The organism is Lachnoclostridium sp. An169, from assembly GCF_002160525.1.
Taxonomy (GTDB): domain Bacteria; phylum Bacillota; class Clostridia; order Lachnospirales; family Lachnospiraceae; genus Mediterraneibacter; species Mediterraneibacter cottocaccae.
Genome location: NZ_NFKT01000005.1, coordinates 126,895 through 145,992, shown reverse-complemented (window position 1 = coordinate 145,992; position 19,098 = coordinate 126,895). Strand labels below are relative to the sequence as shown.

Here is a 19,098-nt window from a genome sequence, read left to right as displayed (position 1 = left end):
GGGGATTTAAAAGTGTACAATATGGCAGGTTGAGGATATAATAATACAGTCAGAGGATAACTGCAGAATACCGGAAAGTCCGGTTTTATCTGTATTTATATGGAAAAGAGATGTTGTATATGAAGAGAAACATACTGCCCTATTTCAGCATTGACGGGGCTGTGGGCGGAAATCAGGAATGGTTCAGAAATGTGGTAATGTATATCGGAGGCTGTGCGGCTGCCACCGCCTGCGACTGCTGTATCTTCCTGGCGCTGCACCGGGGAATCCCTGAGCTGTATCCCTTCGATGTACACCGACTGACGAAGGAGGATTATATCAGCTTCTCCATGAAAATGAAGCCTTACCTGAAGCCGAGAGTCAACGGCGTGAATAAGCTCTATATGTTCACCGATGGTTTCGGGGCATATCTGCGGGACCGGGGGCGGGAGGACATTTCCATGGAAGAGTTCCCCGGTACCGGTGAGTATGAGGCGGCAGCAGCGTTTATCCGGAGGCACATTGACGGCGGCTGTCCGGTTCCCTATCTGATGCTGAGACACAGGAAAGCATGCTACAAAGACTTTGTCTGGCACTGGTTTCTCTGTTATGGCTATGAGGAACGGGAGGACGGCATGTGGATTACCGTGGCCACCTACGGGGAGGCGTACACCTTTTCCCTGCGGGATCTGTGGGATACAGGCTATGAAGAAAAAGGAGGACTGATCGGTGTAAGTCTGCCGCGTGGGAATTGACGGGCAGACGGAAATCCGATACAATATCAGAGAAATCGGAAAATTTCAAAATTACAATAGGAAAGAAGAGGATTATGATTATGGCAAATCCAGTTGTTACATTTGAGATGGAAAACGGAGACATCATGAAGGCGGAACTCTATCCGGAGATCGCGCCGAATACAGTAAAGAATTTTATCTCCCTGGTCAGCAAAGGGTTTTATGACGGCCTGATCTTCCACCGCGTGATCCGCGGGTTCATGATCCAGGGCGGATGTCCGGACGGAACCGGCATGGGCGGTCCGGGATATTCGATCAAAGGCGAGTTTGCGCAGAACGGTTTCGCAAACGATCTGGCACACGATCCGGGCGTGCTTTCCATGGCGCGCGCCATGCATCCGGATTCCGCAGGAAGCCAGTTCTTTATCATGCATGAAAAGGCACCCCACCTGGACGGAGCCTATGCAGCATTCGGAAAGATCATCGAAGGTATGGATGTGGTAAATAAAATTGCAGAGACAGCTACAGATTACAGCGACCGCCCGCTTTCCCCGCAGGTGATGAGGAAGGTTACTGTGGAGACGTTCGGCGAGGACTACGGCGAGCCGGAGACCGTTTAGACATGGCCTTAAAGATACAGAAGCCGGCCATTGTATGCGCGCTTTCCCTGCTGTGCTGTGCACTCTGGGGGAGCGCTTTTCCGTGCATCAAGCTCGGGTATGCATGGCTGGATATCGAAGGGACGGGAAGCCAGATTTTGTTCGCAGGGTACCGGTTTTTCCTGTCCGGATTATTTACATTTGCCATTGGCTGTATTGTGGAACGGCGTTTCCTTACGATGAAGCGCTCCTCAGTATGGCACATTTTCCGTCAGGGGCTGCTGCAGACTACGATCCAGTATGTCTGTTTTTACATCGGGCTGGCGTATGCCACAGGGGCAAAGAGTTCGATTATCAACGCCTCCCAGGGATTTGTGGCGATCATCGCCGCACACTTTATGATCCGGTCCGAGAAAATGACGTGGCAGAAGGGGATCGGCTGTATTTTCGGCTTTGCCGGCGTGATTGCTGTCAACCTCTCGCCCGGAGCGTGGGGGGAAGGCTTTACGCTCCAGGGGGAGGGAATGATCCTTCTGTGTACCGTTGTATACGGAATCAGCATGGTGTTCTTAAAGCTGATTTCCGATGAAGAGAGTCCCATGACGATCACCGCCTATCAGACGCTGATGGGAGGGGCACTGCTTATCGTGATCGGCCTGGCGCTCGGCGGCCATGTGGAGGGATTTACGGTGAAGAGCATCCTTCTGCTGATCTACATGGCTCTCCTGTCCACGGCTGCGTTCAGTATATGGACGATTCTGATGAAATACAATCCTGTAGGAAATGTGGCGATCTATACGTTTACAATTCCTGTATTCGGCGTCGCGCTTTCCGGGCTGATCCTCGGGGAGGAAGTGCTGTCGCTTAAGAACCTTGCCGCGCTGCTCCTGGTGAGCATCGGTATTATTATCGTAAACCGTCCGGAGAAGCGGAAGGGACAGCCGGCGTGAGTGCCGTGAACTGCCTCTGGCACGGGTGACGGGGCTTACAGCTGGCGCATCACTTCAAAGGTGTTGTACAGGTTGAGCTGCCCGTATCCCCATTCCCGGTTGGGATATTCCATGATCCGGGGGCGCACGGCTCCCAGGATCAGAAGGCTTTTTAACTGAAAGGAATCAATGCCGGGAACATTTTCGTGGTAGATCAGCCATTCCAGCATCAGGGCGGCGGCCCCGGCTGTGATGGCGGCGGCGGCGCAGGAGCCAGAGCGGGCGGCAAACCGCCCTCCCGGAAGGGCTCCGGTGATCTGGATGCCCGGGGCGGCAATGTCCGGTTTGATCCGCTCTGTGCGGGTATATCCGCGTCCGGAACTCTGGGCGATACCGTCCGAACCGCCGTCATAGTAGGCCACCGTGATGGGAGTGGAAGCACTTGACGGATTGGTGAGAGTATAATACGGATTTGATTCCAGAAAATAGACTTCACCGGAGAGAAATGCGCTCTGAGGAAGCCACATGTGGAAACGTCCGTCGATGACAGTCAGGGGCTCGACCACAATTCTCCAGATACCGGGGGCAGGAGCGTCGAAGCGGAACAGAATCAGTTCCGAGGAGGTGCGCTCCACCAGTAGCCGGTAATCCACGGAAACCCTGGTGCGCTCGAAGAGAAAATCAATCTCTGCTTCCGCGCCGACCCGGAAGGGAATCCGCGAGGTGTTCTCCCCGGAGGGAGATATGATGGAGATGGAGAAGATATTGGGAATCTCGGTCCAAAGTTCAAGGGAGAAGCCGCTTACATTTTCGCCGACCCGCAGTTCCACAGTCTTTGTGTCATCTGTATTTTGAATTTCATTATAATAGTGATGACGCTGATCGGCTTCATTGCCTGCGCCGATAACGGTGATATGATTCGCTTTTGTACTGTATCCTTCCAGAAGCAGGGGAAAGGGGAGGGTGGCGATGTGTCCGCCCATGTTGGACCCGACTGAGACGCAGAGCACAAAGGGGAGTCCCAGACGGTCAGCCAGATCGTTTAAATAGCGGAGCCCCAGCATCAGATCTGTCTCCTGGTAGCACACAGCATTCTGGGGAATGAAGTAGAAATCCCTCAGGTATTTCTTCGCCGGTTTCAGCTTGACGACAGCCAGGGTGGCTTCCGGCGCGGCGCCGAGGAACTGTTCGGCAGGATTAGCGCTGCCTGCGGCCAGACTGGCTGTGTATGTGCCGTGCCCTGTTTCATCGATAGAGGGAACGGCGGTCAGAGGATCGTCCAGAGAAAGGGCGGCGTCGATTTCTTCCCGGGTAAACTCCGTGCCGTATGCAAAGCCTTCCGGCGGCTGTCCGCTCTGCACCGTCTGGTCCCAGATCGCCGCGATCCGCGTGCTTCCATCAAGATTGCGGAAAATCTCACTGGTGTAATCTATCCCGCTGTCGAGAAAACCGATGAGCACTCCGCTGCCTTTGAGCTGAAGCGTGGGATAGTTCTGCATGGGAAGAATTCCTGTCCGGTTCAGCGTCTCCATGCTGATGGGGGAATAGCACTTGGGTACAGAGTTGTAGGAGAATTTCGAGAGCGTGACAGGATCGGCGCTCTCTCTGGGAAGGTAGACGCAGCGGAAGTCAAAACCGGCCTCCTGGCGGCAGTAATCCCCGCGGGTGATGCTGTCAAAAAAAGGAGTGCGCACATGATTGGCGATAAAATCCCTGCAGTCCTCCGATAAAATATGTTCACGGCATGTTTCAAGATCCATTTTTACTTAATCCTTGGCGTTTTTTACAGAAAGTATATGAAGAAACAGAGGCGGGTATGCCGCGGGAAGGCGGGGACTCCTGCGGATGAGGAAAACCGGCATGATGTAAAAAAAGTATAAATTCCCGGGGATTTTGTTGAAGTTGCCGGAGATTAGGGTATAATGTACTTAAGTCAGAAATACGGGGAAATCCCGGGTTTGGCATCGTTGCCCGTGCGGAAAAAGCATGGGAAGAAGGGAGATTGAAAAGATGAAAGACTTTTTTGAAGACCTTGGAAAACGTCTGGGTGAGACGGCGGAAACAGTGACAAGCAAGGCAGGCGACGCGCTGGAGATTCAGAAACTCAGAAGTCAGATCCGCAGCATGGCAAGGGGAAATGCAGTAGATCTCATGGAACTCGGAAAGATGATTTATGACCGCTATAAAGCGGGCGAGCCGGTGGAGGACGCTGCCCTCGGACTCTGCGATGCGATCAAAGACCGCGAGGTGGGTATAGAAAGCTGCGAGAAGAAGATCGCCAGGATCAAAGGGGCTTCCGAGTGCGCCAACTGCGGCAGAATGGTGGCGAAGGAGATGACCTTCTGTCCGTACTGCGGAGAGAAGATCGATCATTCTGTCTATGAAGAGACAGAAGAGGCGGAAGCGGAGACGGACTACGCCGAAGTGGTGAAAGAGACGGCTGCCGATGTGGCGGAGACCGTAGCAGAGAAGGTTGGAGAAGCCGCGGAAAAGGCGGCGGACAAAGCCGGAGATGTGGCGGATAAAGTAGCGGAGAAAGCAAAAGACGCCGCGGAGAAAATGAAGTCGGAGTAATCCGCGAAGTTTTAGCAGACCGGCAGAAAGCAAAAACAGGCAGCAGGAGGCTTGCATGAAAAAAGGATGGTTCCTGGGCGGCAGCGCGGTTCTCTTTTCTGCCGACCAGGTATTAAAACGCTATGCAGAACAGAACATAGACAAAGGAAAAGAACGGAAGCTGACAGATCATATAGTAATGCGCCGGGTTCACAACAAAGGAATGTGCCTGAATCTTCTGGACAGCCATCCCGAGGTGGTAAGGGCTCTGTCCCTGGGAGCAGCTTCGGTACTGTCCCTGATCCAGATCTTTTACCGGTTCCGCGGGGGAAGTTTCCTGAAGAACAAGGCGATTTCCCTGGCGGCAGCCGGCGCCTGGAGCAATACATTCGACCGCTGTGCCAGAGGTTACGTGGTGGATTACATCGGTATAAAGTGCGGGAACGAGAAAGTTTCGGCAGTCACATACAATCTGGGCGATTTCTTTATAGCGGGCGGGGGACTCCTTTTTTTACTGGCATCTTTGTTCCCGGGCAGAAAAAAGCAGAGGACAGCCGGAAAGGTGCACCAGACAGAAAAATAAGCACAGCATATAAAATATACAGAAGACAGGAGCAGACACAATGATTCAGGATATTTGGCCGCACCGGTATAATAATCAGTACAGAAATTCGGCGCCGGATGCAGAGTGTTACGCGCTTTATTACGAAGAACATACGGCGCTTCTCAGAAGGACTTCGGAGGGAATTGAATTTCCGAGATTCCGCGATCTGGAGAGACTGAATGAAGAGATCTATGAAGACAGCATCTATCTTTTCTCGATTGATGACAGCAGATATTATCTTGTTCGGGAGATCAGCCGGGAACCTCACTCCGGTTTCACGATGGAGAACACAGAAATTTTCCGGGAGGCGAAGCCGCAGTACCGGTCCTTTGCGGGAATTACCGGATACCAGCTCTGGAACTGGTACAGGAGTCACAAGTTCTGCGGGCGGTGCGGGCATATGATGCAGAGAGATGAGAAGGAGAGAATGCTCTTCTGTCCGGAATGCCGCAATATGGAGTTCCCGAAGATCTGTCCTGCCGTTATTATCGGAGTGACAGACGGAAACCGGATCCTGATGTCAAAATATGCAGGAAGGGCATACAAGAAATATGCACTTCTCGCCGGATTCACAGAGATCGGGGAGACTGTGGAAGAGACAGTAGCCCGGGAAGTGATGGAAGAAGTAGGACTCAAAGTGAAGAATATCCGGTACTACAAGAGCCAGCCATGGTCTTTCAGCGATACACTGCTGATGGGCTTTTACTGCGATCTGGACGGAGAGGACAAAATCACTCTGGACAGAGAAGAACTGGCGCTTGCCGAATGGTTTGAAAGAGAGGAGATCCCGGATCAGATGTCCGGGGAAAGCCTGACAAATGAAATGATACAGCATTTTAAGCATGGTGAAGTATAGGAGGTTACACATATGAGAGCAGAATTTGATGACAGCCTGGTAACAGGCAATGAGATGATTGACGGACAGCACAGGGAGCTGATTGACAAGATCAATAAACTTCTTGACAGCTGCGAGACAAGCAAGGATAAACTGGTGGCAGTAAAGACGCTGGATTATCTTGCCGATTATACAGAATTCCACTTCGGCGAGGAGGAAAAACTCCAGGAATCCATAAACTATCCCGGAATCAATGAACATAAAAAAGAACATGACAAACTGCGCCAGGTGGTAAAAGATCTCTATAATATGCTGGAAGAGGAAGAAGGACCCTCAGACGCATTCGTAGAGCAGGTAAACAAAAACGTGATCGAGTGGCTCTACCGCCATATCAAGGGATTCGACCGCTCCGTGGCAGAATACAAATTCATGAACGAAAGCAGCGAAAGACTGTAGAAAGACGGAAAAAATCTGTCTTTCGGGTATAGACTAACGTTGCCTATACACCGGAAAGAGACTGGTTTTTTCCGGGGGAAAAGGTGTATTTGCTGATATTAGAACAGTTGGCTGGAAAAAGAAAAGTGCCGTTCGGAAACCTGAGCTGTGATGACAGGTGTTGCGAACAGCGAATGCAAGCGGAGCGCAGCCCTGAGCAGTGAGCAATATCCTGTCGTCACAGCTCAGGACCTCCCTTCGTCGATTTATTCTTTTTCCAGCCAGCTGTTTATCGGGCAAAGCCAGTCTTTTTACCTGATTTTATATTCCATGATGTAGTCGTCCATGATGAAGCCGCCGCCGATGTCGGCTTCCTGGGTGTCGATGGTACGGAAACCGAGATGGTTGTAGACTGCCAGGCTGCCGTCGTTATACTTGTTGCAGGTGAGCCAGATTGCGGAATATCCGCGCTCCAGACAGATGTTTTTCAGAAATTCAAAAGCTCTGGTCGCCAGATGGCGTCCCCGGGCTTCTTTTTTTATGTAGAGCTTGCTTAAGAAGAGGCGGCCGTCCTCACCGGGATGGATGCCGGTATAACCGCAGAATTCTTCTCCGTCAAAGATTTTATAATACTCATAGCCTTCTGATATCTGCTCTTTCAGGGCGTGGAAGGACTGAAATTTGTCTACCATGTAATCGACCTGTTTTTTCCCGATAATCGGGGTAAAGTGTTCATTCCAGATGATTTCCGCCAGAGCGGCAATGTCCCGGAGTTTTTCGTCAGTGTCTGCCATTTCGGCTCTGAAGCCGGTGGTCTCTGCTGTATTTGTCTTGTTTGCTGTGTTTTCTGTCATAGCCATTATGTCGCATCCTTTCCTGTTTGTTTTCCTGTTTATTATATCACCGCGCTAAACCGATGAAAAGAGGGATACATTGCTGCGGATTTTATAAAAAATTTATTGTTTTAACAAAGTTATTAGCACTCGCTTTGAAAGAGTGCTAAAAATCTATTGACTTTTAAAATTTCATGTACTAGAATATTCACTGGATGAAAAAAGCTGTCGGCGAAAGCTGGCACAGGCACCTGAATCCTGCGGAAAATGTGCGGACAGCAGAAGGAGCAGGAAAGAAGATGAATATTTATATGAGGAGTGTTGAAAAATGGAAGTAAAGAAAGGTAACTTATCCATTGACAGTGAGAATATATTTCCGATTATAAAGAAATGGGTATATTCTGATCATGATATTTTTGTACGTGAGATGATATCGAACGGCTGTGACGCCATCACAAAGCTGAAGAAACTGGATATGATGGGAGAGTACGAGCTTCCGGAAGGATATAAGCCGAAGATCGAGGTTATCGTCAACCCCGAGGAGAAGACGATGAAGTTTATCGATAACGGTCTTGGAATGACGGCGGATGAGGTGGAAGAGTACATTACTCAGATCGCTTTTTCCGGTGCGACACAGTTCCTTGAGAAATATAAAGACAAGACGACGGAAGATGATATGATCGGACATTTCGGTCTGGGATTCTATTCTGCGTTCATGGTGGCAGACGAGGTGCAGATCGATACGCTTTCCTATAAGGAAGGGGCAACGCCGGTACACTGGGCAAGCCAGGGCGGCACAGAGTACGAGATGCAGGATGGAAACAAGACGACCGTGGGTTCTGAGATCACCCTGTATCTGAATGAGGACAGCCTTGAGTTCGCCAATGAATACCGTGCAAGAGAGGTTATCGAGAAGTACTGCTCCTTCATGCCGGTGGAGATCTTCCTGTCAAAGGCGAATGCAGAGCCGGAGTACGAGACGATTGACGAGGATGAACTGCTTGATACGGATCAGGTGGTAGAGCATATTGAGGAAGAGAAAAAAGAAGGCGAAGAGGGCGAGCCGAAGAAACGTGTGAAGATCGTAAAACGTCCGGTTTCACTGAGCGATACACATCCGCTTTGGACGAAGAATCCGAGCGAGTGTACGAAGGACGATTATATTGCCTTCTACCGTAAGGTGTTTATGGATTACAAGGAGCCGCTGTTCTGGATCCATCTGAACATGGATTATCCGTTTAACCTGAAAGGCATCCTGTACTTCCCGAAGATCAATATGGAGTATGATTCTATCGAAGGTAAGATCAAGCTGTACAACAATCAGGTATTTATCGCGGATAATATCAAGGAGGTTATTCCGGAGTTCCTGATGGTGCTCAAGGGAGTGATCGACTGTCCGGACCTGCCGCTGAACGTTTCCAGAAGTGCTCTGCAGAATGACGGATTTGTAAATAAGGTGGCAGACTACATTTCAAAGAAGGTCGCGGACAAGCTGACCGGAATGTTCAAGACAGACCGTGAGAACTATGAGAAATACTGGGATGACATCAGCCCGTTTATCAAGTTCGGCTGCCTGAAGGATGAGAAATTCGGCGAGAAGATGAAAGATTCCATGATCTACAAGAATCTGGATCACAAGTATCTGACACTCGAGGAGGTCATCAACGAGAGCAAGCCGGCAAAAGAGGAAGAAAAGGCAGAAGCAGGCAGCGAGAATGCTGAGCAGAATGCTTCTGAGCCGGAGGCTTCCGAGTCAGAGGAAAAGACAGAGGACGCTGCAGAGAATGCGGAAAAATCTGAAGAAGAGAACAAAGAGCCGGAGAAGACGAGAATTTACTATGTGACAGATGAGGTTCAGCAGAGCCAGTACATCAATATGTTCAAGGCTCAGGGACAGGATGCCATCATCCTTACCCACAACATTGACTCCGCATTTGTTACCTATCTGGAGCAGAAACACCAGGATATCGAGTTCCTGAGAATCGATGCCGATGTCCATGATTCTCTGAAAGATGAAGTGGCAGAAAGCGAAAAAGAAGACTTCCAGAAGATGTCTGACAGTCTGGTGGAGATCTTCCGCAAAGAGCTGAACAACGACAAACTGGATGTCAAAGTAGAGAAACTCAAAGACGATAAAGTGGCTTCCATGGCTGTCCTGTCCGAACAGAGCAGACGTATGGAAGAGATGATGAAGATGTACGGCATGTCAGGCATGGATCCGTCCATGTTCGGAAGCCAGGCGACGCTTGTCCTGAATGCAAACCATCCGCTCGTGAAGTTCCTTGTGGAACACAAGCGCAGCAAGAATGTTTCCATCATCTGTAAACAGCTCTATGATCTGGCCATGCTTGCACATAAACCGTTAAGCCCGGAAGAGATGACGGCATTCGTGCAGAGAAGCAATGAGATCATGATGCTCCTTACAAAATAAACATGGAAGAAAATCCATCTTTGACGGATAGATAAACATCTGTCCGTCAAATACACTATTTTCCCCTGAGACGGTCTTTTCGGGAAAATTCAGTTTCTTTCCGGTATTGATAACATGAGTCTGCGGGAGGGGTGTCATGTAAGCAGGACTTCAAGTGAGAGCGTTCCGAAAAGCATTTGTTCTGGATGTTAGAAAAAAGCAAATGAAGTGCCATTGCACGTACATTTGCTTTTTTCGTTACATCCATTCAAATCTTTGAGGTAGAGCGGAACGGTCCTGCGTCATGACACCCCTCCCGCAGACGGACGTTAGTCTATACGCGAAAGATGGATTTTTCCCGCTACTCTTCTTCGAATTCAATCTTTTTCTGTTTCAGGAATTTCTTCACCATATCATCCCATGCGTGTTCCAGGGATTTATCCAGGCTGAATGTTTTAAATGATGTGCCTGTCACACAGGCAAGGTGGCTCCCGTCATAGCGGATGTTGAGATAGAGACCCTGCACGTCATCCGGGTTGAGGGAGGGGGTGGACTTTCTGACAGTGCGCTCCATGTTCTCCCGGGAGAGACTGAACACGAGGCGGAAGCTTAAGGGGGTGCGCTTTCCCCGGATCAGGGAAAAGCAGTATTCCCGCAGGTTTTTCCAGTAAGAATACTCGGTCAGTTCCGCGTCTGAATCAAAAAAATCTTTCTGTATGTACCCGTCGATTGTGAAGGTATTGAACGTTACAATTTCGCCCTCGATAAAGTAAAAATTGTCGAACGTCTCCGAGAGCAGAAGATGGGACATAAAATCTTTGACATTGGTTAAATTAAGTGAAATCATCCGGAAGCAACCTCCAAAGTAGACTGATAACAGTATCATAACACACATTGACTTTTACGTGCAAAAAAAGTATTATTAAATAGTATATAAATAAGTACGGCTCCCTTGGGCTTACAGCCGTATTTCTGAAGTCAGTCAATCTATTGTTTCAAAGAAAGTCAGTGGCGCAGTTGCAGGAAAGCTATCGCCGCATAAGTACGCAGGAATTTTTTTATGAAAAATAAACAGAAGAAAAAGATAAGAATATTGATGATCTGTGTCGGGGCAGCGGCAGTTATTTTCGTGCTCTTTCTGATCATACAGGGGGTGCGGCATCTGGCCTCCCCCCAGGTGGATACCGCTGAGGGACTGGCGTATATCCGGGCAGCGGAGGAGACGGACATCTCTTCTGTTGAGGCAAAAATCACCCAGCTCGAGAGCCAGTCGGGGGAGGCGGACGGGAACAGGAACATAAAGGAGATGTTCTCCACCTCCGTGGTGATGGGAGATTCGATTGCCGCGGGCCTGGAGGCCTACAATGTGCTCGGACAGGCAAGCGTGATTGCGGACAACAGTGTGATCCTGTCGGATACGGACGGGGAAGTGGAGCGGGTGGAGGCACTCAAGCCGCAGATGATCTTTCTGACATATGGCCTTAATGATGTGACCAGGAGCGGGGAGGATGCGGAGACGTTCGCATCGGAATATGAGACGCTGATCGGAAAGGTCAGGGAGGCTGTGCCCAATGCCCACATATTTGTAAATTCCATTTTCCCGGTGCAGGAGCAGGCACTTGCGGAGCAGCCGCAGTATGAGAATATCGCGGCGTTTAATGCAGCCCTGGAGGAACTCTGCGGCAGGCTGCAGGTCGGTTATATTGACAACACATCCATTGTCCAGGCGGAACATTATGAGGATGACGGGATTCATTTCCGGGCAGAGTTCTATCCGGTCTGGGTACAGAGAATGGCGGAGGTGGCTGCATTATGAGAGACGGCAGACCGGGAATCGCACAGATTCTGAAATATATACTGGCGCTGCTCGCGGCGGCCTATATCGTATTCCTTCTGATTTTTGCCGGAGGAAGCACCAGAGCCTTCGAGGATGTGAAGGCGGATATGAGTCCGGTGCTGGAGGCTTCGGACATGGTGGAGAGGGACGGGCAGGCGTTGAAGCGCAGTTTCGGGCTGAACAGCAGAGATTATTCCGGAGTGATGTACTATTCGGCATCCTCTGCCCTGTCGGCTGAAGAGGTGCTTGTCATACGGGTGAACAGCACAGATCAGATCGACCGGGTACTGGAGGCAGTAAAAGCCCGGATCCTGCAGAGAACCGGCGAGTACGGGGATTATCTGCCGGAACAGACAGAACTTCTTGAACATGCGGTGCAGAGTGTGCGGGGAAAGTATATTTTCTTTGCAGTCTCGGCGGACGCAGCCCGGTACAGGACGGCGTTCGATGAAAGCCTGTAAAAACAATACCTGGAGAGGAAGACGGGGATGTTATTTAACAGTATCAGCTTTTTATTTTTATTTCTGCCTGTTGCAGTGATTGTTTATTATATCGCGCCGGACAGGGCGAAGAACGGTGTCATGCTTGCCGCCAGCATCCTTTTTTACGCGTGGGGGGAGCCTGTTTATGTTGTCCTACTGGTGCTGTCGGTGCTTCTGAATTATTTCGCCGGGAGGGATATCGGCGCAAAGCTTGAGGATCCCCGGCGTGCGCGCCTTGCCGTGGCTTTCGGCGTGGCGGCGAACGTGGCGATCCTGGCGTTTTTCAAGTATTATGGTTTCCTGATTTCACAGATCAACCTGCTCCTTCCGGAGGAGATCCCTTACCGGGAACTGTCTGTCCCGTTGGGGCTCTCCATCTTTACGCTTCAGGAGATTTCCTATCTGGTTGATGTGTACCGGGGAAAAGCGCAGGTGCAGAAGAATCCTGTGAACTTCGCTCTTTATGCGGCGATGTTTCCGCAGATACTTGCCGGACCGGTGGTCCGGTATTCGGATATGGAACGCCAGCTGGAGAAGCGGAGCGTTACCGCGAGAAAAGCCGGACAGGGCGCCATGCTTTTTATTACGGGACTGGCAAAGAAGGCGATTCTTGCCAACTCCCTGGGAAAGGTTTTCGAGCAGGTGGCTGCCATGCCGACAGGCAGTATTTCCGCGCTGACGGCATGGATCGGATGTTTTTCCTTTGCCCTGCAGATTTATTTTGAATTCAGCGGATGGTCGGATATGGCCCGGGGACTGGCGAGAATGTTTGGCTTTGAGTTCCGGAAGAATTTCGAGCATCCCTATATCTCCCGGAGTATTACCGAATTCTGGCGCAGATGGAACATATCGCTGGTCACATGGTTTCGGGAGTATGTCTATCTCCCTATGGGAGGAAACCGGGGGACGGTTTCACGGAATATATTCAACATGATGGTTGTGTGGATACTGACCGGCATGTGGCACGGCGCATCCTGGAACTTTATCGTATGGGGCGTGTACTGCGGAATCATCCTGGTGATGGAAAAATATGTGTGGGGCGAGTCTCTGGACCATCTGCCGGGACCGGTCAGACGGATTTACTTTATCGTGCTGACGCTTGTGGGCTGGGTGTTCTTCTTCAGCCCGAGTCTGGGGTACTCTCTGCGGTATCTAACGGCGATGATCGGCGCGGGTGCAGGCTTCGTGGACGGGGAGGGAGGATTCCTTCTGCTCACCCACTGGCTTCTGTATCTGGCGGCGGCAGCTGCGGCCACCCCTCTTGCAAAGGCGTTTGCCGGACAGATTATGGGAATTTCAGGGAACCTCCGTGTCAGGACTGCTGTGACAGTGACGCTTTACATTGGGATTTTTCTTGTCTCGGCGGCGTTTCTTGTGACGGATACATATAACCCGTTTCTATTCAGGTTTTAGGTGGGAATATGGATAACAGAAAGAAAAAAAGAGGAAAAACAGAAGGTGTGACAGGTATTGTTTTCATACTCTGTCTGGTCGTGGTGCTGGTGATCAACCTGATTGTACCGGACCGGGAGAAGTCGGGAAAGGAGGACAGGAATCTCGCCTCATTCCCGGCGTTTAGTGTGGAGAGCCTGCTGACCGGAGATTTTGCGGAAGGTGTTGAAACCTATCTGAAAGATCAGTTCGCCGGGCGGGATCTGCTCAGGAGTCTCCGTGTGTCCCTCGGGAAAATCGGAGGAAACCGACTGGAAAACGGAGTCTATCTGGGAAAAAACGGTCAGCTTCTGGAGGATATCCAGGTGCCGGATTCCGCAAATCTTGCGGCAAATCTGGAGGCGATCCGGAGTTTTGCGCAGTCCGGTCAGGACATCCGGGTAACAATGATGCTTGTGCCTGACGCAGCCTGCATTTTGAGCGACAGCCTGCCGGCTTTCGCGTCGGTGGAGGATCAGACGCAGCTGTTCGGGATGGTGCAAAGACAGATGGGAGATTCTGTCACGTGGATTGATACGGTATCCATTCTGAATAAGTATAAAAACGAAAAGATATACTATAAGACGGATGACCGCTGGACGACGCTGGGAGCGTTCTATGCTTTTCAGGAATCAGCGCAGGCGCTGGGAATCACGGATTCGGTGGCTGAACAGTTCGCTTCCTATGCGGTTTCCGGCAGCTTCAACGGCGATCTCGCCGCGCAATGCGGAGCAGAGCTCGGGGACTCTGAAGAAATTGACATTTATGTTCCCACTTTGGTGGATGACGATGTGGTGGTGACTTACGTGGACGAGGCACAGAGAACCACGTCTCTGTATGATTCGGCAGCTCTGGGTACGAGAGACCAGTACGATGTGTTCCTTGGCGGGGACCGGGCGCTGACGGATATCAGAACCGTTTCCACAGGAACGGGAAGGCTTCTGGTGGTGAAAGATTCTTTCGCCAACTGCTTTATTCCCTTTTTAACTCCGTATTTCCGGGAGATCGTAGTGGTGGATCCGGTGTACTACAGCGGGACGATCCAGGATATTATGGATACTTACCGGATCACGGACGTGCTGTTTTTATACAGCGGCAATTCATTTTTTACAGACAATAATATCAGTGGAGTATTTACAGGTGGGCAATCGGATCAGTGAAGAATTTTTACAGAAAAAAGAGCCGGTAAGGCTGAATAAGTATTTGAGCGAGGCGGGGGTATGCTCCAGAAGAGAAGCTGACCGCCTTATTGAAAGCGGACGGGTAACAGTGGACGGGGTGCGCGCGCAGACAGGGATGAAAATTGAGCCCGGGCAGGTTGTCCGGGTCGGCAGCAAAGTAGTGTCCAGACAGGATGAGATGATCGTCCTGGCAGTCAATAAGCCGCGGGGAATCGTGTGTACAGAGGACCGCCGTGAGAGGGACAGTATTGTGCGTTTCCTGAATTATCCCGTGCGGGTGACCTATGCCGGCCGTCTGGATAAGGATTCCCGGGGGCTTCTTCTTATGACCAACAACGGGGATATCATCAATAAGATGATGCGGGCGGCAAACTGTCATGAAAAGGAATATAAAGTCCGGGTGGATAAAGAGATTACGCCGGAGTTTTTAAAGGCGATGGCAGAGGGAGTGCCGATTCTCGATACCGTGACACGGCCGTGCCGGGTGGAACAGTTGGGAAAATATACGTTTTCCATTATTCTGACCCAGGGACTCAACCGGCAGATCCGGAGAATGTGCGAGGCGCTGGAATATGAGGTGAGGGATCTGGTCCGGGTGAGGGTGATGAACATCTGCCTTGGAGATCTGAAAGAAGGACAGTACAGGAAGCTGACGGACCAGGAGCTTGACAGCCTTTACGAGATGCTGAGAGACTCGTCCAATAACCCGGAGAGCAGGAGGAGATTATGAAAGAAAAGATGAAGCGCATGAGGGAACTGGTGGAGCTCCTGAACCGGGCGCGCCGTTCCTATGAGCAGGAAAATAAAGAGATCATGAGCAATTATGAATACGACAGGCTGTACGATGAGCTCCAGTCTTTGGAGAGCGAGCTGGGTACGACCCTTGCCTCCAGCCCCACGGTCAACGTGGGATATGAGGTGGTCAGCGAGCTGCCTAAAGAGCGGCACGAGAGACCAATGCTCTCGCTGGACAAGACCAAGGATGTGGAGCGGCTCAAGGAATTCCTCGGGGACCAGAAGGCCATGATCTCATGGAAACTGGACGGCCTTACGATCGTGCTGACCTACCGGGGCGGAGAGTTGGAGAAAGCTGTCACCCGGGGCAACGGCGAGGTGGGGGAAGTGATCACCGGCAATGCCCGGGTGTTCCGGAATATCCCCCTGCACATTCCCTATGACGGAGAACTTGTGCTCCGCGGTGAGGCGGTCATCTCCTACAAAGATTTTGAAAAGATCAATGACGAGATCGAGGATGTAGATGCAAAATACAAGAACCCCAGAAATCTGTGCAGCGGGTCTGTGCGTCAGCTCAACAGCGAGATTACGGCCAGAAGAAATGTCCGTTTCTATGCATTTACCCTGGTGCGGGCGGACGGTGTGGATTTCCACAACTCCCGGATGTACCAGATGCAGTGGCTGAAGGAGCAGGGATTTGACGTGGTGGAGAACCATCCTGTGACCAGGGAGACGGTGGAGGACGAGGTGGCGTGGTTTGCCGCCCACATCGAGAAAAATGAGATCCCGTCCGACGGGCTTGTCCTTGTCTACGATGATATTGCATACGGTCAGTCTCTTGGCAGTACGGCAAAATTTCCCCGGGACTCCTTTGCTTTTAAGTGGGCGGATGAAATCCGGGAGACGACTCTTCTTGAAATCGAGTGGAGCCCGTCGCGGACAGGGCTGATCAACCCGGTTGCTATCTTTGAGCCGGTGGAACTGGAGGGGACCACGGTGAGCCGCGCCAGTGTTCATAACATCAGTATTATGGAAGAACTGGAACTCGGCGTGGGAGACAGAATCCAGGTATACAAGGCGAATATGATCATCCCGCAGATCGCGGAGAATCTGACGCGCAGCGGTGTGAAGGATATTCCCCGGGTCTGTCCGGTGTGCGGCGGCGCAACCAGGATCTCCATGGAGAATGAGACAAAGACGCTGTACTGCACGAACCCGAAATGCCAGGCAAAACATGTAAAAGCGTTCGCTCTCTTTGCAAGCAGGGACGCCATGAATATTGAGGGGCTCTCCGAGGCGACTCTCGAAAAATTTATTATGAACGGGTTTGTGAAGGATTTTACCGATATTTTCCACCTGGACCGCTATGCGGATGAGATCCGGGCAATGGAGGGATTCGGGGAAAAGTCCTACGAAAATCTGAAAAACAGCATAGAAAACGCCAGGGAGACGACGCTCCCACGGCTTGTGTACAGCCTTGGTATTCCGAATATCGGCAGCGCCAATGCAAGGATGATCTGCCGGGCTCTGGGAAATGACCCGCAGCGCGTCATGAATGCGACAGCGGAGGAGCTGAGTGCCATTTCCGGAGTCGGGGATGTGATTGCGGGAACGTTTGCAGAGTATTTTCAGGATAAAGAACACAGGGATATATTTGAGCGCCTTCTGAAAGAGGTTCACATCGAACAGGAGGAAGGCAGTGAAGATATACAGAAATTTGCGGGAATTAATTTTGTGATCACGGGAAGCGTGGAACATTTTGCGAACCGCGGGGAGGTGAAGGAAGAAATCGAAAAACGAGGGGGAAAAGTTACGGGAAGTGTGACGTCAAAGACGAATTATCTGATCAACAATGATGTCAATTCCACTTCTTCCAAAAACAGAAAGGCAAGGGAGCTGGGGGTCCCCATTATTTCGGAAGAAGAATTTATAGAGATGCTGGAAAATTGAAGTAGACGAAAGGCAGGGAAAGTGTGAATTTTAAACGAACAAAATTGTTGGAAAAACTGCAGGAGAAACTCAATGAAACTTTAAAAGCCGTACTCCCGATCATTGCGATCGTGCTGGTTCTGTGCTTTACCATCGCTCCGGTCGAGCCGGGAATCCTTCTGGCTTTTCTGCTCGGGGCTGTGCTGCTGGTGGTGGGGATGATGTTCTTCACTCTGGGCGTGGACCTTTCGATGACGCCCATCGGTGAGAATGTGGGAACCTGTATGACACAGACGAGAAAGCTGTGGCTGATGATCTTCCTGAGCTTTATTCTCGGGTTCATCGTGACCATATCCGAACCGGATCTGCAGGTGCTGGCGGAACAGGTTCCGTCTGTGCCGAATATGGTTCTCGTTCTGTCGGTGGCGTTTGGAGTAGGGCTTTTTCTCGTAGCTGCGCTTTTGCGAATGCTTTTTAATATTACACTGGCGCATATGCTGATCGGGCTGTATATTATTGTGTTTGCACTGGCGTTCTTTGTGCCGGGGGATTTCCTGGCAGTGGCATTCGACTCGGGCGGAGTGACGACGGGACCCATGACCGTGCCCTTTATCATGGCGTTCGGTATCGGTATTTCCGCGATCCGAAGCGATGAGCGTGCGGAGGATGACAGCTTCGGTCTTGTGGCGCTCTGTTCCATCGGGCCGATCCTCTCGGTTCTTGTGCTAGGGCTCATCTATCATCCGGAGAATACGGAGTACGTTCCCGATGCGCTCCCGGAGATCACGGATTCCGTGGAACTGTGGAAATTGTTTGGAGAGGGGTTCCCGGAATATATGAAAGAGATGGCAGTTTCCCTTTTGCCGATTGTTGTTTTCTTTGTCGCTTTCCAGTGCGTTTTCCGGAGAGTGCAGAAAAGAACGCTGATCCGTATCGCGATCGGTATGGTTTATACTTATATAGGGCTGGTGCTGTTCCTCACAGGCGTGAATGTGGGATTCATGCCGGCAGGAAATTATCTGGGACAGGTGATCGCCGCAAATCCTTACAGATGGGTGATCATTCCGATCGGAATGGTAATCGGATATTTCATCGTGCTGGCAGAGCCGGCAGTGTTTGTACTTACAAAACAGGTGGAGGATATTACTTCCGGCGCCATTACGGCAAAGGCCATGAGCCTGAGCCTTTCCATCGGTGTGGCAGTGTCGCTTGGACTTGCCATGACCCGTGTCCTCACAGGAATTTCGATCTTCTGGTTTATCATTCCCGGATATGCTGTGGCTCTGATCCTTTCCTTCTTTGTGCCGAAGATTTTCACGGCGATTGCGTTTGACTCGGGCGGAGTGGCGTCGGGACCGATGACGGCGACTTTCCTCCTCCCCTTTGCGATGGGGGCGTGCGTGAGCGTAGGCGGGAATATTGTAACGGATGCGTTCGGAGTGGTGGCAATGGTAGCCATGACGCCGCTGATCACGATTCAGGTGCTGGGTCTGGTCTATCAGATCCGCACGAAAAAACTCGGAAAAATGGAGGCGGTTGGAGAGACATCTTCGTTTGCACAGCTTCCGGATGACGATATCATTGAACTTTGA

At 51.0% G+C, this 19,098-nt stretch carries 18 protein-coding genes; 15 read left to right on the top strand and 3 right to left on the bottom strand.

The window, feature by feature from the left end:
* Positions 1–119: 119 nt before the first annotated feature.
* From B5F07_RS05810 to B5F07_RS05800, 3 genes are all read left to right on the top strand, one after another.
* On the top strand, positions 120–734 hold the full coding sequence (locus tag B5F07_RS05810) for a hypothetical protein (protein WP_087160324.1): 615 nt from the start codon (positions 120–122) through the stop codon (positions 732–734).
* Positions 735–814: 80 nt separating this feature from the next.
* Positions 815–1,333 carry a peptidylprolyl isomerase gene (locus B5F07_RS05805; protein ID WP_087160367.1) on the top strand — a complete coding sequence of 173 codons (519 nt, stop codon included), beginning with the start codon at positions 815–817 and terminating at the stop codon, positions 1,331–1,333.
* Between the two features lie 2 nt (positions 1,334–1,335).
* Positions 1,336–2,262 (top strand): DMT family transporter, encoded by a 927-nt coding sequence (locus tag B5F07_RS05800; protein WP_087160323.1) that lies wholly within the window; start codon positions 1,336–1,338, stop codon positions 2,260–2,262.
* A 35-nt stretch (positions 2,263–2,297) separates the two neighbouring features.
* Here B5F07_RS05800 and B5F07_RS05795 read toward each other — a convergent pair whose 3' ends face one another.
* The gene (locus B5F07_RS05795) at positions 2,298–4,001 is read right to left on the bottom strand and encodes a S8 family peptidase (RefSeq protein WP_087160322.1); all 1,704 of its coding nucleotides are present in this window, start codon (positions 3,999–4,001) and stop codon (positions 2,298–2,300) included.
* A 250-nt stretch (positions 4,002–4,251) separates the two neighbouring features.
* Between B5F07_RS05795 and B5F07_RS05790 the strand changes: the two genes are divergently transcribed.
* The 4 genes from B5F07_RS05790 to B5F07_RS05775 are packed head-to-tail and all read left to right on the top strand — an operon-like array spanning position 4,252 to position 6,689.
* Complete coding sequence (locus B5F07_RS05790) at positions 4,252–4,815, top strand: zinc ribbon domain-containing protein (RefSeq protein WP_087160366.1); 564 nt, start codon at positions 4,252–4,254, stop codon at positions 4,813–4,815.
* A gap of 55 nt (positions 4,816–4,870) precedes the next feature.
* Entirely contained in the window at positions 4,871–5,377 is a 507-nt protein-coding gene (locus tag B5F07_RS05785; RefSeq protein WP_087160321.1) for a signal peptidase II, read from the top strand.
* A gap of 40 nt (positions 5,378–5,417) precedes the next feature.
* Positions 5,418–6,254 (top strand): NAD(+) diphosphatase, encoded by an 837-nt coding sequence (gene nudC, locus B5F07_RS05780; protein WP_087160320.1) that lies wholly within the window; start codon positions 5,418–5,420, stop codon positions 6,252–6,254.
* 12 nt (positions 6,255–6,266) lie between these two features.
* Complete coding sequence (locus B5F07_RS05775) at positions 6,267–6,689, top strand: bacteriohemerythrin (RefSeq protein WP_087160319.1); 423 nt, start codon at positions 6,267–6,269, stop codon at positions 6,687–6,689.
* A gap of 290 nt (positions 6,690–6,979) precedes the next feature.
* On the opposite strand, the gene B5F07_RS05770 is transcribed toward B5F07_RS05775, so the two are convergent.
* Positions 6,980–7,528, bottom strand: a complete 549-nt coding sequence (locus B5F07_RS05770; RefSeq protein ID WP_330397736.1) for a GNAT family N-acetyltransferase — start codon at positions 7,526–7,528, stop codon at positions 6,980–6,982.
* Between the two features lie 301 nt (positions 7,529–7,829).
* On the opposite strand from B5F07_RS05770, the gene htpG reads away from it, so the two are divergent.
* On the top strand, positions 7,830–9,932 hold the full coding sequence (gene htpG, locus B5F07_RS05765) for a molecular chaperone HtpG (protein WP_087160318.1): 2,103 nt from the start codon (positions 7,830–7,832) through the stop codon (positions 9,930–9,932).
* Positions 9,933–10,272: 340 nt separating this feature from the next.
* Here the strand turns inward: htpG and B5F07_RS05760 are convergent, their stop codons facing one another.
* The gene (locus B5F07_RS05760; protein ID WP_087160317.1) at positions 10,273–10,758 is read right to left on the bottom strand and encodes a DUF5721 family protein; all 486 of its coding nucleotides are present in this window, start codon (positions 10,756–10,758) and stop codon (positions 10,273–10,275) included.
* A gap of 213 nt (positions 10,759–10,971) precedes the next feature.
* On the opposite strand from B5F07_RS05760, the gene B5F07_RS05755 reads away from it, so the two are divergent.
* From B5F07_RS05755 to B5F07_RS05725, 7 genes are read left to right on the top strand one after another with little or no spacing between them, the layout of a single operon-like run.
* Positions 10,972–11,727, top strand: a complete 756-nt coding sequence (locus B5F07_RS05755) for an SGNH/GDSL hydrolase family protein (RefSeq protein WP_087160316.1) — start codon at positions 10,972–10,974, stop codon at positions 11,725–11,727.
* On the top strand, positions 11,724–12,209 hold the full coding sequence (locus tag B5F07_RS05750) for a DUF4358 domain-containing protein (protein ID WP_087160315.1): 486 nt from the start codon (positions 11,724–11,726) through the stop codon (positions 12,207–12,209). Before B5F07_RS05755 ends, B5F07_RS05750 begins: the two co-directional genes overlap by 4 nt.
* A 27-nt stretch (positions 12,210–12,236) precedes the next feature.
* Positions 12,237–13,643: an MBOAT family O-acyltransferase gene (locus B5F07_RS05745; RefSeq protein WP_087160314.1), complete on the top strand. Its 1,407-nt coding sequence runs from the start codon at positions 12,237–12,239 to the stop codon at positions 13,641–13,643.
* Positions 13,644–13,651: 8 nt separating this feature from the next.
* On the top strand, positions 13,652–14,821 hold the full coding sequence (locus B5F07_RS05740; RefSeq protein WP_087160313.1) for a DHHW family protein: 1,170 nt from the start codon (positions 13,652–13,654) through the stop codon (positions 14,819–14,821).
* Positions 14,802–15,572 (top strand): pseudouridine synthase, encoded by a 771-nt coding sequence (locus B5F07_RS05735; RefSeq protein ID WP_087160312.1) that lies wholly within the window; start codon positions 14,802–14,804, stop codon positions 15,570–15,572. Before B5F07_RS05740 ends, B5F07_RS05735 begins: the two co-directional genes overlap by 20 nt.
* Positions 15,569–17,527 (top strand): NAD-dependent DNA ligase LigA, encoded by a 1,959-nt coding sequence (gene ligA / locus B5F07_RS05730; RefSeq protein ID WP_087160311.1) that lies wholly within the window; start codon positions 15,569–15,571, stop codon positions 17,525–17,527. Before B5F07_RS05735 ends, ligA begins: the two co-directional genes overlap by 4 nt.
* 23 nt (positions 17,528–17,550) lie before the next feature.
* A complete protein-coding gene (locus B5F07_RS05725) occupies positions 17,551–19,098 on the top strand; it encodes a DUF1538 domain-containing protein (RefSeq protein ID WP_087160310.1) in 1,548 nt (515 codons plus the stop codon).

Excerpts from the sequence above, each read along its gene's own strand:
- nudC (WP_087160320.1), top strand. The coding sequence starts at position 5,418 with ATGATTCAGGATATTTGGCCGCACCGGTATAATAATCAGTACAGAAAT.
- ligA (WP_087160311.1), top strand. The coding sequence starts at position 15,569 with ATGAAAGAAAAGATGAAGCGCATGAGGGAACTGGTGGAGCTCCTGAAC.
- B5F07_RS05805 (WP_087160367.1), top strand. The coding sequence starts at position 815 with ATGGCAAATCCAGTTGTTACATTTGAGATGGAAAACGGAGACATCATG.
- B5F07_RS05740 (WP_087160313.1), top strand. The coding sequence starts at position 13,652 with ATGGATAACAGAAAGAAAAAAAGAGGAAAAACAGAAGGTGTGACAGGT.
- B5F07_RS05745 (WP_087160314.1), top strand. The coding sequence starts at position 12,237 with ATGTTATTTAACAGTATCAGCTTTTTATTTTTATTTCTGCCTGTTGCA.
- B5F07_RS05790 (WP_087160366.1), top strand. The coding sequence starts at position 4,252 with ATGAAAGACTTTTTTGAAGACCTTGGAAAACGTCTGGGTGAGACGGCG.
- B5F07_RS05810 (WP_087160324.1), top strand. The coding sequence starts at position 120 with ATGAAGAGAAACATACTGCCCTATTTCAGCATTGACGGGGCTGTGGGC.
- B5F07_RS05775 (WP_087160319.1), top strand. The coding sequence starts at position 6,267 with ATGAGAGCAGAATTTGATGACAGCCTGGTAACAGGCAATGAGATGATT.
- B5F07_RS05760 (WP_087160317.1), bottom strand. The coding sequence starts at position 10,758 with ATGATTTCACTTAATTTAACCAATGTCAAAGATTTTATGTCCCATCTT.
- B5F07_RS05785 (WP_087160321.1), top strand. The coding sequence starts at position 4,871 with ATGAAAAAAGGATGGTTCCTGGGCGGCAGCGCGGTTCTCTTTTCTGCC.
- htpG (WP_087160318.1), top strand. The coding sequence starts at position 7,830 with ATGGAAGTAAAGAAAGGTAACTTATCCATTGACAGTGAGAATATATTT.
- B5F07_RS05800 (WP_087160323.1), top strand. The coding sequence starts at position 1,336 with ATGGCCTTAAAGATACAGAAGCCGGCCATTGTATGCGCGCTTTCCCTG.
- B5F07_RS05795 (WP_087160322.1), bottom strand. The coding sequence starts at position 4,001 with ATGGATCTTGAAACATGCCGTGAACATATTTTATCGGAGGACTGCAGG.
- B5F07_RS05770 (WP_330397736.1), bottom strand. The coding sequence starts at position 7,528 with ATGGCTATGACAGAAAACACAGCAAACAAGACAAATACAGCAGAGACC.
- B5F07_RS05750 (WP_087160315.1), top strand. The coding sequence starts at position 11,724 with ATGAGAGACGGCAGACCGGGAATCGCACAGATTCTGAAATATATACTG.
- B5F07_RS05755 (WP_087160316.1), top strand. The coding sequence starts at position 10,972 with ATGAAAAATAAACAGAAGAAAAAGATAAGAATATTGATGATCTGTGTC.